Below are 15,291 nucleotides of genomic sequence, written 5' to 3'. Positions count from 1 at the left end.
CGCGTGCCGGGAGCCTCGTCGAGTAGGCCTAGTCACCGAGGCAAGCCCGGCATCGCCCTGGTTCAATCGTGCAAGGGCATCGCCACAAGGCGAACGCCTAGCGCGGCGCAGACGCGCGAAACGGTGTCGAAGCGCGGCGCGCTGTCCGGCCGAAGTGCCTTGTAGAGTGCTTCGCGCGTGATTCCTGCCGACTTGGCAATCTCCGTCATTCCTCTTGAGCGAGCAATGTCCCCGAGCGCCGAGGCAAGAAGGGACGCGTCATTCGCATCGAGGATGTCGGTCAGATACGCGGCGATGGAGGCTTCGCTATCCAGATACGGTGCGGCGTCGAACTCAGGCAACTCGTCGACCTTGATTCGTTTGGTCATTTTCACTTCTCCTGTCAGTCCAGCAACGCCGCCAGGGCCTTGGCCCGCTTGATGTCAGCCTTCTGCGTCCGCTTGGAACCGCCGACCAGGAGCACGACAATGTTCGTACCTCGATGCGCGAAATACAGCTGCCAGCCCGCACCGAAATGAATCCGAAGCTCGGAAACGCCTTCGCCAACGGGCTCGACGTCACCCATCAGGCCGCGCTCCAGGCGTTTGATGCGTGCGACCACGAGACCGCGTACCGTCGGGTCGTCCAAGCCATCCAGCCAGGCGGTGAATTCCGGGAGTGACTTGATCGAATACACGATGCCAGTGTAATCGGTCGATTACGACTCGGTCAACTTGGGTCAACTGGACTCCGCTGGCAGGCCCAACCGTGGAACTCGGCGGTCAGGCTTCGGGGGAGCAGGGCGTCTCTCCGGGCATCTCGGCGCGCTACAACCCGGAGGGCAGCTTCTCGCGCATCACTGCGGCAACAACAGCGTCGCGTTCAACATTGGCGGCAACAAGTACCTGGCTGGTGGTCCAGGTGCAGTACCAGGCGGACATCGTGTGGGTGAAGTTCGCCGGGACGCATGGGCAATACGACCGCATCGACGTGGAGACCGCGAATGACCATTAAGCCGATCCGAAGCGAGGACGACCTGCGACGTGCCTTCCGGCGCCTGGAGAAGATCTTCCAGGCCGCGGAGGACGCCCCGCAGGCGGACGAGCGTGACGTGCTCGTCACGCTGATCGAAGCGTACGAGAACATGCACTACGACTTCGGGCCCGCCGATCCGGTGGACGCAATCAAGTTCCGCATGGAGCAGGACGGCCTGACGCCTCGCGATCTGGAGCCGTACATCGGGCAGAGCGGCCGCGTCTCCGAAGTTCTGAACCGGCGGCGCCCGTTGAGCCTGCGGATGGTCAAGAGGCTGCACGACGGGTTGAAGATCCCGTACGAAAGCCTGATGGCGGGGGTTCAGTAGAGCGTCGAGAGGGGCAGAGAGCCGTGAGGTGGGCGGCGGCACAGACTACAGAGGTCAACGAGCGCGGCGCCTGAAGGAAGCCCCTTCTGCTCGAGCTCGAGCCCTTGAAGAGCCCGCCCGTGTCGACGGCGAGAAGGCCGGTCGAAGCCTCGATGCGAGACCGGTGCGGTTGCCGGCATGGCGCACGGCCGCCACCAGGTAGCCATCGCGAGCAAGCTTCGTGCCGAGGTTGTGGTGGTTCAGTTCGGTGCCGCCCGTGCCGTGCGAGATCAGGATCAGCCCCTTCAGTCCGGCCTCGGATGCGGGGGGCGCCCGGTGCGACCACGGGCCGCCAGGGGCCCATGGGCAGCGCGCGGTCGGGCGCGGTCGTGGGGTAGGACAAGGCGACGGTCGCGGCAGGGCGGCGCGCGGCGGCGATCGCGTGCCGCGGGCGTCGGCTTCTTTGGTGCGATGCGGCTCGCCGGATCACGCCCTCGGCGATACGAGCAGCGCCACCGCTCGGCGCGCTAGCGGCGCCACGACCAGCACCACCGGGAAGGCGACCATCCACGCTTTGATCCAGGCGCTGGCCCAGAGGCTGGCATGGCGCTCGCCGAAGCCGACGGCCTCGTAGGTCGAGATGCCGGAGACCAGCAGAGACATCAGTCCCGACAGGATCAGGCCGAACAGTGCGGGTGCGAATTTGCTGGGAAGCATGCGAGTTCTCCATTGAGGGGTCTGATGCGCGTTTCACGCGGCGGCTTGCGCCAGCGCGGCCGCCGTCAAGTACAGGCCGGCTCCGAAGACCACGTGGTTGGCCAGGTTGCGCAGGCTGTTCCTGAGCGGCGTGGGCGTTCTCAGCGCCAGGAAGCCGGCACCCATGGCCGGCTGCATCACGAACCAGGGCGCGGTCACGGTGAGGGCGCCGAACACCAGCGCCGGCATGACCGTCGGTTCGTCGAGCCAGGCAGCGCCCAGCAGGCCGACCAGCGCAGCGGCGAAGGCCATGCCGATCAGGTAGTGGACCAGCCAGCCCAGGCCGCGTTCGAACGGGATCGGCGCGGCCTTCGAGATCGCAGCGTGGGCGAACCTGCCGCGGGCAAAGTGCCCGACCCAGCGGCCGACCATCGCGAAGCCGGTTCCGGGCACTCCGAGACGCGACAGCAGCCAGAGCCAGCCGTCCATCAGGGCAGTGGCGCCGAAGCCGACGAGAGCGACCTGTGCAATGAGAGCGTTGGAAGGCATTGCCATCTCCTGGAATCCGTTGACGTGTCGAACAGTGAAGGGCATGCTAAAAGTTGAAGTCAACTTCAAGTCAAGCACTATCGATGGACATCTCGGAAGTCGCCCGGAAATCGGGCGTGGCCGCCTCGGCGCTGCGCTACTACGAACGCATCGGGCTCATCCGCTCGGTCGGGCCGGGGGGCGTCCGGCGCAGCTTTTCGCCGGCGGTGCTCGACCAGCTGGCGCTCATTGCCCTGGGCCAGTCGGCCGGCTTTTCGCTGGACGAGATTCGCGTCATGCTCACCCCGGGCGGCGAGCCGAACCTCGACAGGGCCGTGCTCGCTGCCAAGGCCGACGAGCTCGAGTGCACGGTCAGGCGGCTGAGGGCGGTGATCGAAGGCTTGCGTCACGCGGCGGTGTGCCCCGCGCCGAGCCACGCGGCATGTCCCTCCTTCCAGCGGCTGCTGAAGGCTGCGGCCAGCGGCGCGCTTGAGAACCGCCAGCGCCGACGCGCGCCCCGCAAAGCCGCATGATGTTTCCAGGCACATGACCCGCCATGAAGAACGCTTTCGACCTGATCGTCTTCGGCGCCACCGGCTTCACCGGCCGGCTCGTGGCGGAGCGCCTGCTCGGAACCTACGGCGTGGGCGGGGCGATCAACTGGGCGATTGCCGGACGCAACCTGGACAAGCTGGCGGCCACGCGCCGTGACATCGGCGCGCCGCAGGCCTTGCCGCTGCTGCGGGCCGATGCGTCGGACGCCGCGGCGCTGGCGGCACTGGTGCCGCGGGCCAGGGTGGTGCTCAGCACCGTCGGGCCCTACCAGTCATACGGCGAGCCGCTCGTGCGCGCCTGCGCGCAGGCCGGCACCGACTACGTCGACCTCTGCGGCGAACCGGCCTGGATGGCGAGGATGATCGCGCAGTATGACGCGCCCGCGCGCGACAGCGGCGCGCGCATCGTGTTCTCGTGCGGCTTCGATTCGATTCCTTTCGACCTCGGCGTACTGTTCCTGCAGGACGAGGCGATGCGGCGCTTCGGCGCGCCGCTCACGCGGGTTCGTGGCCGCGTGCGCGTGTTGAAGGGCAGCTTCTCCGGCGGCACCATCGCCAGCGCGCTGGCAAGCATCGAAGCGGCAAGCCGGGATCCCGACGAGGCTCGGCTGATGACCGACCCGTTCGCGCTGACCCCCGGGTTCCGCGGCCCGGCGCAGCCCGAGGGCGAGTCCGCGGCCTACGACGACGCGGCGCGCTCCTGGACCGCGCCCTTCGTGATGGCAGCGATCAACACCAAGAACATCCACCGCACGAACGCGTTGCGCGGCCATCCATGGGGTCGCGACTTCGTCTACGACGAGCGCATGCTGACCGGAGACGGCGAGCGTGGCAAACGCCGCGCTCGTGCGCTGGCACGCAACTCGCGGCTGCAGGCCGCGCTGCTCGGCTGGGGCCCCACCCGCGAACTGCTGCGCCGCACCGTCCTGCCGAAGCCTGGGCAGGGGCCCACGCGCGAGCAGCGCGAGAGCGGCCGCTACGAAGTGGACTTCATCGGCGACACGGCGAAGGGGCAGCGGCTGCGCGCGATCGTCGAGGGCGACCGCGACCCCGGCTACGGCTCGACCTGCAAGCTCGTGTCAGAGAGCGCGCTGTGCCTCGGCGGCGAGATCGATCGGTCGATGACCCGGGGCGGCGTGTGGACCGCCGGCGCGGCCATGGGCCTGCCTCTGCTGCACAGGCTGCAGCAACGCGCCGGGCTGCGGTTCACGGTCGAGGACTGACGCGGACCGGCTTACTTCGTCACCAGCGGGCAGCCGCCGTCGGCCAGCGGCCGGAAGGCGCGCTCGGCCGGGATCGTGGCGACGACCTTGTAGTAGTCGTAGGGTTTGGTCGATTCCGAGGGCTTCTTGACCTCGACGAGATACATGTCATGGATCGCGCGCCCATCGATGCGCACCGTGGTCTTGCCGAACAGGGGGTCGTCGATCGGGCTTGCGTCACGGATCGCCTTGATGATCGCGCGGCCGTCGTCGGGGCTGCCGAGCTTCTTGACCGCCGCCAGGTACGCGAGCGTCGACGAGTAGGTGCCGGCCTGCGACATGGTCGGATAGCGCCCCTCGTTGCGTGCAGCGAAGCGCTTGGCGAATGCGCGCGTGCGATCGTTCAGGTCCCAGTAGAAGGCGGTGGTGAGCATCAGCCCCTGCGCGGTTTTCAGCCCCAGCGAGTGGATGTCAGAGATGAACAGCAGCATCCCCGCCAGCTTCTGGCCGCCCTGGACGAGGCCGAATTCCGATGCGGTCTTGATCGCCGACGTGGTGTCGGCGCCTCCATTGGCCAGGCCGATGACCTGCGCCTTGGAGGCCTGCGCCTGCAGGATGAAGGATGAGAAATCCGCCGTGGCCAGCGGATGGCTCACCGAGCCGACGACAGTGCCGCCGTTGGCCTTGACCACCTGGGCGGTGTCACGCTCCAGTGCCTGTCCGAACGCGTAGTCGGCAGTGAGGAAGAACCAGGACTTGCCGCCAGCCTTGACCACCGCCTCACCGGTTCCGTGGGACAGGGCCCAGGTGTCGTAGGTCCAGTGGATCGTGTTCGGCGTGCAGGCCTTGCCCGTCATGTCGGAACTTGCGGAGGCCGAGTACAGCGCCACCTTGTTCTTCTCCTGCGCGATCTGCCCGACCGCCATCGAGACCGCGCTGGTGGGAAGGTCGATGACCATGTCGACGCCGTCGACGTCGTACCACTTGCGCGCAAGCGTCGCCGCGATGTCGGGCTTGTTCTGCGGGTCGGCGGAAACGATGTTGACCTTCAGCCCCTTTGCTTCGGCCTTGAAATCCTCGATCGCCATCCGCACCGCTTCGACCGAGCCCTTGCCGCCGATGTCGGAATAGACGCTCGACATGTCCGACATCACGCCAATGGTGACGGGCGTCTGCGCCTGCACCGTGCTCGAAGCCAGGAGCGCCGCGAATCCGGCAGCGCGAAGAAGGGAAGTGTTCGAAGTCATCGAGTCTCGCTCCAGTAGTTGTCGTTTTTCGCCGCCCGACAGCCGACAGCCGACAGGGGGGCGTAACCGATCATACATTCCGAGAGTCGAACGATTTCCGGCAATCCCAGGCGATCCGGGACGCTGCGCCCCGATCAGCCGCGCAGGAGCACTTGCGAGTTTCGAAGCGCGATGAGCACGCGATTTGTCGGCGGGTGCCTTCAGTTCCGTCCGCTGATCTGGGAGGCGATGCCATGGGCCACCTGCAGCAGACCCGGCAGACCGAGGCGCTAAAGGCTGGCGTCGAAAAAGTCGCCGAGATCCTGGCCTAGCTGCTCGAGAAAGCGGTTGCGGTCGAAGCCCGGCGGGTCTGCCGCGAGGTCGCCGTCGGGCGATGGAATCGGCGTCGTGGGCGCATTCATGAAGGCGTAGTGCCAGGCGTTCGGCACCCGGCGCAAACTGGTCGACGGGAGCTGCTGCGCCAGCCACTCACCGTGGAAGCGCGGCACCACGAAGCGGTCGAGATCGGCCGCCCAGATCGCCACCGGCGTGGTCACGCGCCGCAAGGACTCGGGGTCGAACACCACGCCCACCGGCGACAGGGCGGCGACGGCGCGCACGCGCGGATCCATCAGCGGCGCCCCAGTGGCCGGCTTCGGCTCCGCGGCCGCCGCGCCGTGCGGGAGCCCGCAGAAGATCGGGTCGTCGGCGCCGTGCTCGCGGCAATGCGTCGCGATGCGCTGCGGTGCCGGCTGCCCGCCGGCGAGCGCGATCACCGTATAGCCGCCCGCCGAGTGGCCGACGGCGCCCACGCGCGGGCCGCGCGCATCGCGCGCGATGCGCGGGCTCCAGGCCGCATCGGCCAGCAGCGTGTCGATGACTCGGCTGACCTGCCGCGGGCGCTCGTCGAAATACTGCTCCGCCCTTTGGGTGCGCAGCGACTGGTCCTGCCAGTTGTCGCCGGGATGGCGCAGCGCGGCGACGAGGTAGCCGCGCGCAGCCAGGGCTTCGGCCAGGCGGCCATGGCCGAGCTCGGTGCCGCCTGTGCCGTGGCTCAGCACGATGAGCCCGCGAACGCTCGCCGCCGCCGGGGCACCCGGCGCCGCATGAACGCCGAAGGGGCCCATGGCGACATCGCGGACGACCGCACCCGCCTCGGCCGGGTACCACAGTGCCAACGGAATCTGTGCGCCGGCAGCCGCAGCCGGGACGGTCATCGAGCGCCAGCCGACCTCGGAGGCGACGGCGGCGCTGCAGGCTGCGACGCCGAATGCGGCCACCGTGGCAGCGGCAATGAAGTTGCGAATGGTCATGGTCGGGTTCTCCAGGAAGGCGATCAATCCGCTGCGGCTACCCGTGCAGCGTCTCTGCGAAGTGCCGTCCGAACATCGTGGGGGTTCCGATGTCTGCGGCCGAGAACGCATCCGCTGGCGCCGAGTGATCCGCCTGCGACATCAGGCCCGACCAGGGCCCCGGTCGATCTGGGGCCTGCTCACAGCGTACGCCGGTTTGCTGTCCTCCCGCGGCTGGGAGTGTTCAATTGCCCGGGCTTCCACAATGTCACTGCTCCTGCCTATACTCTTGCTCTGGTTGTCGGGCGTGACGAGGAGGCGGCCATGGCAGACCTGTTCATGAGGTACAGCGTTGCACCCTTGGTCGCGCTCGGGCTGATTGGATCAGCGCACGCCGGGGTCATCGGGTCCGTTACGACGGTTGCACTGCCGGGTATTTCGACGGCTTCCATCGGACCGGTCGGTATCACGCTCGCGCCGAACAACGACAACGACGCTGCCGCGAGCCTGAACACAGTGCCGTACAGCGTCTTCTTCAACGGCGCGCCGGGGCCGCTGCAGGTGGAGTTCGCGGCCAGCAATTCCGGCGGCACGACCGAGTACCGCTTCACGCAGACCTTCATCAATAACACCGGCCAGGTGTGGACCGGCTTCGTGTTCGAACTGGGCTATGGGCTGGGCGCCGGGTTCACGCCGTCGGGCGCGACGGACGGGCTCGATTTCGATTGGCCGGATGCCGACCCGACGCCGACGGCGTCGCTGTTCTCCATGCTTTCCCATCAGAGCGACCGCATCGAGTGGTCGGGCGGCAACGTGCCGTCGCTCGGCGTCTTGACGCTCGCGTTTGCGATCGATGTGCCCGACAGCCTCGGCGCCTTCAATCCCGGCCAGGTGAATCGCTTCACGCTTCGGCAGAGTCCGATCGTCGGCAGCCAGTCAGTCCCTGAGCCCTCGTCAATGCTGCTGCTGGGCTTTTCTGGGCTCCTTGCGCTCGTTACGGGGCGTCGCAAGGCGTAGTCGATTCCCAGCCGCCGCAGTGGCGACGCGCCAGCTAAAGCACCGGGCTGCACATACCGCCCAGCAGCTTGCCGGCGACCGGGTCGGTCAGGCGCCGAGAGGAGTGGGCGCGTCTGTTTGCCGGTAGCGGACGACGTGGGCAACATGATCTGGCGCGTCACGGCCGACCCATGACGGCAGGCGCCATCACCCGTCTGGTGGCCCGTACGGTGTAAACGGTGGAGATCAGCCATGACAAGCATGAACAGCTTCGGCGCCCGTGCAACGCTCCAGGTCGGTGAGAAGGCCTACGAAATCTACCGGCTCGACGCGGTCACCGGCGAGCGGACCGACGTCGCAAGCCTTCCGTACGCGCTGAAGATTCTGCTCGAGAACCTGCTTCGCACGGAGAACGGGGTCGGTATCACCGCTGACGACATCCGGGCGCTGGCCGCGTGGGATCCGGGCGCAAAGCCCGACCGCGAGATCGCGTTCACACCCGCTCGCGTGATCCTGCAGGATTTCACCGGTGTGCCCGCCGTCGTTGATCTGGCTGCGATGCGCGACGCCATGCGCTCCCTCGGCGGTGACCCGGCGTTGATCAATCCGCTTGCGCCGGTCGAGCTGGTCATCGACCACTCGGTGATCGTCGATGTATTCGGCACGCCGGAGGCATTCGAGCGCAATGTCGAGATCGAGTACCAGCGCAACATGGAGCGGTATCAGTTCCTGAGATGGGGGCAGGGCGCCTTCAACGACTTCAAGGTCGTGCCTCCCGGTACCGGCATCGTCCACCAGGTGAACCTGGAGCACCTCGCCCGGGTGGTCTTCACTCGCGAAGAGAACGGGGCCACCGTCGCCTATCCCGACACCTGCGTAGGCACCGACTCGCACACGCCGATGGTCAACGGCCTCGGGGTGGTCGCCTGGGGCGTGGGCGGCATCGAGGCGGAGGCCGCGATGCTCGGCCAGCCGGTGTCGATGCTGATTCCGCAGGTGCTCGGCTTCAAGCTCAGCGGCGAGCTGCCGGAGGGTTCCACCGCCACCGACCTCGTGCTCACCATCACCGAGATGCTTCGCCGCCATCGCGTGGTCGGCAAGTTCGTGGAGTTCCATGGTCCCGGCGTGAGCGCGGTGCCACTGCCCAATCGCGCCACGATCGGCAACATGAGTCCCGAGTACGGCTCCACGATCGCGATCTTTCCGATCGACGAGGAAACGCTGCGTTATCTCGAACTGACCGGGCGCTCGTCCGAGCAGATCGATCTCGTTCGGGCCTACGCCAAGGCACAAGGGCTCTGGCACGACCCGCAGGTCGAGCTGCGCTACTCGGAGTTGCTCGAACTCGATCTCTCCACCGTGATTCCGTCGATCGCCGGACCCAGGCGCCCGCAGGACCGCGTGTCCCTCGTCAACGCGAAGGAGGCGTTCCACGGCGCCCTGGCAACCTTCATTCACAAGCCGGAGCAGAAGCAGCAGGGATACGACAAGGCGGTCGCCGAATCGTTCCCCGCTTCGGATCCACCGGCCTTCAAGGACTCGACGGTCCGCTCGCCTCTTCCGAGCGATCACCTCGCAGAGGCGCCATCAGATGGCTATCGCTCGAGCGAGCCGGTACCGGTCACCCTGGCCGACGGCACCAGGTGCGAGATCGATCACGGAACAGTGACCATCGCGGCCATCACCTCCTGTACCAACACCTCGAATCCGACCGTGATGCTTGCCGCCGCCCTGCTTGCGAAGAAGGCGGTCGAGCAGGGGCTGGAGCGGAAGCCGTGGGTGAAGACCAGCCTCGCACCGGGCTCGAGGGTCGTCACGGACTACTACGAGCGCGCCGGCCTCACTCGCTACCTCGAGGCGCTCGGCTTCAACCTGGTCGGCTACGGCTGCACGACCTGCATCGGCAACTCGGGAGCGCTGATTCCCGAGGTGAGCGAGGCGGTCCGGGAGCACGATCTGTCCGTCGTGTCGGTGCTCTCCGGCAACCGCAACTTCGAGGGCCGGATCCACGCCGAGGTAAAGATGAACTACCTGATGTCCCCGCCGCTGGTGATCGCATACGCGCTGGCGGGAACCATGGACATCGACCTGTTCGAGGAGCCCCTGGGCAAGGGCGGTGACGGCCAGGATGTCTTCCTGAAGGACATCTGGCCGTCCTCGAGCGAGGTCCAGGCGGTGGTGGAATCGTCCATCGTCTCGGAGATGTTCACGGCCGGCTATGCCGACGTGTTCGCGGGCGGCAAGCGCTGGAAGTCTCTGCCCACGCCGCACGGCGATCTGTTCGCCTGGGATCCGGCCTCCACCTACGTGCGCAAGCCGCCGTATTTCGAGAACATGCCCCGCCAGCCCTTGCCTGTCGCCGACATCACCGGTGCCCGAGTGCTGGCTCTTCTGGGCGACTCGGTGACCACCGACCACATCAGCCCCGCCGGCTCCATCGCGAAGAATTCCGCGGCCGCCTCCTACCTGCTGTCGCACGGCGTCGAGCAGCGAGACTTCAACTCCTACGGCTCACGCCGAGGCAATCACGAGGTGATGATCCGCGGCACGTTCGCCAACGTGCGGTTGCGCAACCAGCTCGCGCCAGGCACCGAGGGCGGCTACACGCGGGACTTCACGAAGACGGATGCACCGGTCACGTCCATCTTCGACGCCTCGCGATCCTATGTCGCCGCCGACGTCCCGCTGGTGATCCTGGCCGGCAAGGAGTACGGCTCGGGATCCTCGCGCGACTGGGCCGCCAAGGGCACCTTGCTGCTGGGCGTGCGCGCAGTGATCGCCGAGTCCTACGAGCGCATCCATCGCTCGAACCTGCTCGGCATGGGCGTGATGCCGCTGCAGTTCCCCGACGGCGAGAATGCCGGGTCGCTCGGTCTCACCGGTCAGGAAACCTTCGACATCATCGGGATAACGGCGCTCAACGAGGGCGGCACCCCGGCAACGGTGAAAGTGAAGGCCGGAGACGTCGAGTTCGACGCGATCGTCCGCATCGAAACGCCCAGCGAGGCGGATTACTACCGCCACGGCGGAATCATGCAGTACGTGCTGCGCAACCTGCTGCGGTAGTGCGCGGCGGCAGTGCGCGGCGGCAGTGCGCGGCGGCAGTGCGCGGCGGCAGTGCGCGGCGGTCGTCACGCTCAGCCCCGAGCGCGACGAGGTCGTCGCGGCGAGCGCTGCGGCCGGTTCGGATGCACCCTGGCTGGCTGCGTCAATCAGGCGACAACTTCCTTGACGCGCACCGGGTTCGTCAGGCATCGGACTTCCCGGCTCTGGCGGACGTGCGAAGGCTCTTTGGCGGCGCCACCGGGGCGCCCTCCGCGCGACCACGCAGCGACATGGCAGGTCCCGAAGCCAAAGACGACCCATGCTCGACGATGTCGGCCAGCGTCATGCTGTCGAGTTCCTTGAAGAAGGCCCCCAGCGCAGCACTGAACAAGCCCTTCAGGCGGCAGGACGAGGTCAGCGTGCACTGGTCGGTGGCCGGGTCGAAGCATTCGACGAGGCGAAAGTCGGTCTCGGACGCGCGCACCACGTCACCGACCCGGATCCTGGCCGGATCCTTCAACAGGCGAAGCCCGCCGCCGCGACCGCGTGTGGTCTCCAGCACACCTTGGCGACCGAGATCGGTGACGATCTTCATCAGGTGATTCCTGGACACCGCGTGGCGTTCTGCCAGTTCGCTGATGGTCACCAACTGCTGCGGGCGAGCCGCGCAGTACATCAGCACGCGCAAGGTGAGGTCGGTGTATTCGGCGAGACGCATGCATGCCCCTAAAGAGGCATCAAGTATATGGCTTAACGATTGGCGCCGATTTAAGATTCATTCGCCGTGCCGCTTATAGACATTCACAGCGACCTGGCCGTCGATGCGACGCCCGCCGCACGATGCCCGACCTCTCCCTGCGAGCCGCACCACCTCGTGTGCGCGAGGTGCGCCCGCTTTCCTGCCTCCACGCGCAGAAGGAACTGTTCCATGACGACCTCCCCCGTTGCCCCGGCCACCTCGATCGACCTGCGCCGGATCGCGCCAGGCGAACGCCATGCGCTGATCTTTTCCCACTTCGATGCACTGCGGCCCGGCCAGGCGCTGGAACTGGTCAACGACCATGACCCGCAACCGCTACGCGTGCAGTTCGAGGACCGGTCGTTCGGGCAGTACGAATGGCGCTATGTCGAGACCGGCCCCGCGTCCTGGCGGGTATGGATCGGCAAGAGCGGGGCCAGGCCGACGTCGGACACCGGTGATTCCTGCTGCTCCGGCGGGGCCTGTGGTGGCTGATCGACCGGTGCCGCGTCCATGACATTCGTCGTCACCGAGGCCTGCATCCGCTGCAAGTACACCGACTGCGTCGACGTGTGCCCGGTCGATGCATTTCGCGAGGGCCCGAACTTCCTGGTCATCGACCCCGACGAGTGCATCGACTGTGCGGTGTGCGTGCCCGAATGCCCGGTCTCGGCCATCTACGCCGAAGAGGACGTGCCGGCGGATCAGCAGGATTACACGCCGCTGAACGCCGACCTGGCGCGCGTCTGGAAGCCGATCACCAGGACCAAGGAGGCCTTGCCGGACGCTGAAGCATGGCGCGAGGTCACCGACAAACGTGCCGAGCTCGAGCGCTGACTGCCATGAACACCGTTGCCATCCTGCTGTCGGCCTTCGTGCTGTCGTTCGTCGCGTTGCTGGTCTTCATCTGGTCGCAGCGCACTGGCCTGTTCGACCGCAGCAGCAGGGGCGCCGAAGTGATCTTCGCGCCGGGCGAAATCGGCCGCATCGAAGAGCCCGCAGCCACCGCTGCCGGACGCGGTGCGCTGCAGCGCACGCGCGACGCTGCGCAGGGCGGTGCCACCGGCCACCACGACAGCGACGAACTGCGCGAGCGTGCGCGCGCCGACGCCTCCACCGGGCCGGTGGTGTTCTTCTTCTTCTGCTGCGCCATCGTCTGGCTGCTGGTGGCCTCGGCCGCCGGCCTGACCGCGTCGATCAAGCTGCACGAGCCCGACTGGCTGGTGCAGCAGGCCTGGCTGACTTTCGGGCGCATCCGCACCATCCACCTGAACGCAGTGGCCTATGGCTGGGCGCCGATGGCCGGGCTTGGAGTGGCGCTGTTCATCATTCCGCGCCTGCTGAAGACGCCGCTGATCGGCGCGCGCTATGCGTTTGCTGGCGGCGTGCTGTGGAACGCTGCGCTGATCGCCGGCCTGGGCAGCATCGGCGCGGGCGTCAGCGACGGGCTCGAATGGCTGGAGATTCCCTGGCAGATCGGCACCCTGTTCGCGCTCGGCGGCGCGCTGATCGCACTGCCGCTGGTCTTCACCCTGGTCAACCGCCGCGTCGACCACCTGTACGTGTCGGTCTGGTACATGGCGTGCGCGCTGTTCTGGATACCGGTGCTGTTCATCGTCGCCAAGGTGCCCGGCGTGCACCGCGGTGTCGAACAGGCGACGATGAACTGGTGGTTCGGCCACAACGTGCTGGGTCTGTTCTACACACCGCTGGCGCTGGCCTCGGTGTACTACTTTCTGCCCAAGATCATCGGGCGGCCGATCCAGTCGTACAACCTCTCGCTGCTCGGCTTCTGGGGGCTGGCCTTCTTCTACGGCCAGGTCGGCGGCCATCATCTGATCGGCGGGCCGGTGCCGCATTGGATGATCACCTTGTCGATCGTGCAGAGCATGATGATGATCATTCCGGTGGCGGCCTTCACCGTCAACCAGTACCAGACCCTGCAGGGCCACCTGGGCGCGCTGCGCGATTCGCCGACGCTTCGCTTCATCGGCGTGGGCGGCCTGATGTACACGGCCAGTTCGATTCAGGGTTCGCTGGAGGCCTTGCGCAGCGTCAACGTCATCACTCATTTCACGCACTACACGGTGGCCCATGCGCACCTGGGCTTGTACGGCTTCGTCAGCTTCGTCTTCTTCGGCGCGATGTACTTCACGATGCCGCGCGTGACCGCGCGCGAGTGGCCTTACCCGTGGATGATCAGCCTGCACTTCTGGCTGGTCAGCACGGGGTTTGCGACCTACTTCATCAGTCTGAGCATCGGCGGCTGGCTGCAGGGCGAAGCGATGCTCGACGCCGCCAGGCCGTTCATGGATTCGGTTGCCGTCACCTTGCCGTACCTGCAGGGCCGCAGCATCGGCGGCGCGTTCATGGTGCTGGGCCATCTGGTGTTCGCGCTGCATTTCGTCCTGCTGGTCACCAACTTCGGACCGCAGCGTGACAAGCCCGCGCTGTTCCGGCGCTTCTCGAGCCGGGAGCTTGTGTCGTGAAGAACGAGCTCAAGCTGATCTCGGGTGCGATGGTCATGCTGGCGCTGTCGACCAGCGCGCTGGTGGTCATACCGTACCTGCAGGTGCACGACGTGAAGCCATCACCGGGGCTCAAGCCCTACACCAGTGCCGAGTTGCGCGGGCGCGAGGTCTACATTGCCAGCGGCTGCGTCTATTGCCATTCGCAGCAGCCGCGCCCGAAGGAAATGGCGCCTGACTTCGCGCGCGGCTGGGGCCGTGCCACCGTGGCAGGCGACTATGCCTACGACGACCCGCACCTGCTGGGCACCAGCCGCACCGGGCCCGACCTGATGAACATCGGTGTGCGACAGCCCAGCGAAGACTGGCAGCTGGGCCACCTGTACCAGCCGCGCGCCTATGTGCCCGGCAGCACCATGCCGGCGTTTCCGTTTCTTTTCGAGCGCAAGGCCAGGGCCGACAAGGAAGACCGCGTGCTCGAGCTGCCGCCCAGCGCCGCGCCGGCCGGGCAGGTGGTGGTGGCGCGGCCCGAGGCGCTGGACCTCGTCAGATACCTGCAGTCGCTGAACCGGAGCACTCCCGTCCTGGCAGCGCCGGCCGATCCGGCCGCTTCAGGGGCAACGCGATGAGCGAGCCTGAAATCCACACCCAGCAGCAGCGCGAGAACCCCGAGCCGGAGGAGGGCACGAACCCGATGCCGTGGTTCGTGATCCTGCTCACCGCGGTGCTGTTCACCTTCGGCGTCGTCTATATCGTGCGCACCACGATGAGCAATGCGCCGACCTGGGGCGACAGCCGGGCCGTGGCCGACCTGCAAGGCCCGGCACCAGCTGCCGCGGGCAGCGCAGTGGATGGAGCTGCCGTGTTCACTGCCCGCTGCGCGGCATGCCATCAGGCCAGCGGCCAGGGCTTGCCGGGAGTCTTTCCGCCGCTGGCCGGCTCCGAATGGGTGGCGGGAGAGGCACGCACCTTCACGGCAATCGTGCTGCATGGCGTCAGGAACTCGATGACCGTCAGCGGCAAGACCTACAACGGAGCGATGCCGGCCTTCAAGGACCAGCTGCAGGACGCCGAGATCGCTGCCGTGCTGACGCACGTTCGTGGCGCCTGGGGCAACCAGGCCGGCGCGGTCTCTGCCGACTCCGTGGCGCAGGTGCGCAAGGACACCGAGGGGCAGGTCGAGCCGTACGACGGTGACGCCGGCCTGGCTGCGCTGAAGTAGCA

The 15,291-nt window shown here is 67.1% G+C and carries 18 protein-coding genes; 11 read left to right on the top strand and 7 right to left on the bottom strand.

Annotated elements, in window-relative coordinates; translation table 11 throughout:
* Positions 1-62: 62 nt before the first annotated feature.
* Both HNQ70_RS02410 and HNQ70_RS02405 read right to left on the bottom strand, forming a co-directional pair.
* Positions 63-368, bottom strand: a complete 306-nt coding sequence (locus tag HNQ70_RS02410; RefSeq protein ID WP_183963882.1) for an addiction module antidote protein — start codon at positions 366-368, stop codon at positions 63-65.
* A 14-nt stretch (positions 369-382) separates the two neighbouring features.
* A complete protein-coding gene (locus HNQ70_RS02405) occupies positions 383-676 on the bottom strand; it encodes a type II toxin-antitoxin system RelE/ParE family toxin (protein ID WP_183963880.1) in 294 nt (97 codons plus the stop codon).
* Between the two features lie 71 nt (positions 677-747).
* Here HNQ70_RS02405 and HNQ70_RS20490 point away from each other — a divergent pair, with 71 nt between their 5' ends.
* Both HNQ70_RS20490 and HNQ70_RS02395 read left to right on the top strand, forming a co-directional pair.
* Entirely contained in the window at positions 748-993 is a 246-nt protein-coding gene (locus HNQ70_RS20490; RefSeq protein WP_221302597.1) for a type II toxin-antitoxin system HigB family toxin, read from the top strand.
* The gene (locus HNQ70_RS02395) at positions 983-1,342 is read left to right on the top strand and encodes a helix-turn-helix domain-containing protein (RefSeq protein WP_183963878.1); all 360 of its coding nucleotides are present in this window, start codon (positions 983-985) and stop codon (positions 1,340-1,342) included. The genes HNQ70_RS20490 and HNQ70_RS02395 overlap by 11 nt, the downstream gene beginning before the upstream one ends.
* Before the next feature lie 465 nt (positions 1,343-1,807).
* Here the strand turns inward: HNQ70_RS02395 and HNQ70_RS02390 are convergent, their stop codons facing one another.
* Together HNQ70_RS02390 and HNQ70_RS02385 are read right to left on the bottom strand one after the other, a co-directional pair.
* On the bottom strand, positions 1,808-2,038 hold the full coding sequence (locus HNQ70_RS02390; protein ID WP_183963876.1) for a DUF2798 domain-containing protein: 231 nt from the start codon (positions 2,036-2,038) through the stop codon (positions 1,808-1,810).
* Between the two features lie 33 nt (positions 2,039-2,071).
* Complete coding sequence (locus HNQ70_RS02385) at positions 2,072-2,566, bottom strand: DUF2938 domain-containing protein (RefSeq protein ID WP_183963874.1); 495 nt, start codon at positions 2,564-2,566, stop codon at positions 2,072-2,074.
* 83 nt (positions 2,567-2,649) lie between these two features.
* Here HNQ70_RS02385 and HNQ70_RS02380 point away from each other — a divergent pair, with 83 nt between their 5' ends.
* Entirely contained in the window at positions 2,650-3,078 is a 429-nt protein-coding gene (locus HNQ70_RS02380) for a helix-turn-helix domain-containing protein (protein WP_183963872.1), read from the top strand.
* A gap of 23 nt (positions 3,079-3,101) precedes the next feature.
* On the top strand, positions 3,102-4,322 hold the full coding sequence (locus tag HNQ70_RS02375; RefSeq protein ID WP_183963870.1) for a saccharopine dehydrogenase family protein: 1,221 nt from the start codon (positions 3,102-3,104) through the stop codon (positions 4,320-4,322).
* An 11-nt stretch (positions 4,323-4,333) separates the two neighbouring features.
* Here HNQ70_RS02375 and HNQ70_RS02370 read toward each other — a convergent pair whose 3' ends face one another.
* Positions 4,334-5,548, bottom strand: a complete 1,215-nt coding sequence (locus tag HNQ70_RS02370; RefSeq protein WP_183963868.1) for an ABC transporter substrate-binding protein — start codon at positions 5,546-5,548, stop codon at positions 4,334-4,336.
* A 269-nt stretch (positions 5,549-5,817) separates the two neighbouring features.
* Positions 5,818-6,840: an alpha/beta hydrolase family protein gene (locus tag HNQ70_RS02365; protein WP_183963866.1), complete on the bottom strand. Its 1,023-nt coding sequence runs from the start codon at positions 6,838-6,840 to the stop codon at positions 5,818-5,820.
* Positions 6,841-7,143: 303 nt separating this feature from the next.
* Between HNQ70_RS02365 and HNQ70_RS02360 the strand changes: the two genes are divergently transcribed.
* Positions 7,144-7,836 carry a PEP-CTERM sorting domain-containing protein gene (locus HNQ70_RS02360; RefSeq protein WP_183963864.1) on the top strand — a complete coding sequence of 231 codons (693 nt, stop codon included), beginning with the start codon at positions 7,144-7,146 and terminating at the stop codon, positions 7,834-7,836.
* A 231-nt stretch (positions 7,837-8,067) separates the two neighbouring features.
* Complete coding sequence (locus tag HNQ70_RS02355; RefSeq protein WP_183963862.1) at positions 8,068-10,881, top strand: aconitate hydratase; 2,814 nt, start codon at positions 8,068-8,070, stop codon at positions 10,879-10,881.
* A gap of 181 nt (positions 10,882-11,062) precedes the next feature.
* Here HNQ70_RS02355 and HNQ70_RS02350 read toward each other — a convergent pair whose 3' ends face one another.
* Positions 11,063-11,578 (bottom strand): Rrf2 family transcriptional regulator, encoded by a 516-nt coding sequence (locus tag HNQ70_RS02350; RefSeq protein ID WP_183963860.1) that lies wholly within the window; start codon positions 11,576-11,578, stop codon positions 11,063-11,065.
* A gap of 210 nt (positions 11,579-11,788) precedes the next feature.
* Here HNQ70_RS02350 and HNQ70_RS02345 point away from each other — a divergent pair, with 210 nt between their 5' ends.
* Genes HNQ70_RS02345 through HNQ70_RS02325 form a run of 5 tightly spaced genes read left to right on the top strand, consistent with a single transcriptional unit; the run spans position 11,789 to position 15,289 of the window.
* Positions 11,789-12,094 (top strand): DUF2249 domain-containing protein, encoded by a 306-nt coding sequence (locus tag HNQ70_RS02345; protein ID WP_183963858.1) that lies wholly within the window; start codon positions 11,789-11,791, stop codon positions 12,092-12,094.
* Between the two features lie 18 nt (positions 12,095-12,112).
* Positions 12,113-12,436 (top strand): ferredoxin FdxA, encoded by a 324-nt coding sequence (gene fdxA / locus HNQ70_RS02340; RefSeq protein ID WP_183963856.1) that lies wholly within the window; start codon positions 12,113-12,115, stop codon positions 12,434-12,436.
* A 5-nt stretch (positions 12,437-12,441) separates the two neighbouring features.
* Positions 12,442-14,088 (top strand): cbb3-type cytochrome c oxidase subunit I, encoded by a 1,647-nt coding sequence (locus tag HNQ70_RS02335; RefSeq protein WP_183963854.1) that lies wholly within the window; start codon positions 12,442-12,444, stop codon positions 14,086-14,088.
* Entirely contained in the window at positions 14,085-14,696 is a 612-nt protein-coding gene (locus HNQ70_RS02330) for a cbb3-type cytochrome c oxidase subunit II (protein ID WP_183963852.1), read from the top strand. The genes HNQ70_RS02335 and HNQ70_RS02330 overlap by 4 nt, the downstream gene beginning before the upstream one ends.
* Positions 14,693-15,289, top strand: a complete 597-nt coding sequence (locus HNQ70_RS02325) for a c-type cytochrome (RefSeq protein ID WP_183963850.1) — start codon at positions 14,693-14,695, stop codon at positions 15,287-15,289. Before HNQ70_RS02330 ends, HNQ70_RS02325 begins: the two co-directional genes overlap by 4 nt.
* The last annotated feature ends 2 nt before the right edge of the window (positions 15,290-15,291 follow it).

It is taken from the genome of Quisquiliibacterium transsilvanicum (assembly GCF_014202215.1).
GTDB lineage: Bacteria > Pseudomonadota > Gammaproteobacteria > Burkholderiales > Burkholderiaceae_E > Quisquiliibacterium > Quisquiliibacterium transsilvanicum.
The sequence above is the reverse complement of the archived record's forward strand: the minus strand, read 5'-3'. Positions and strand labels throughout refer to the sequence as shown.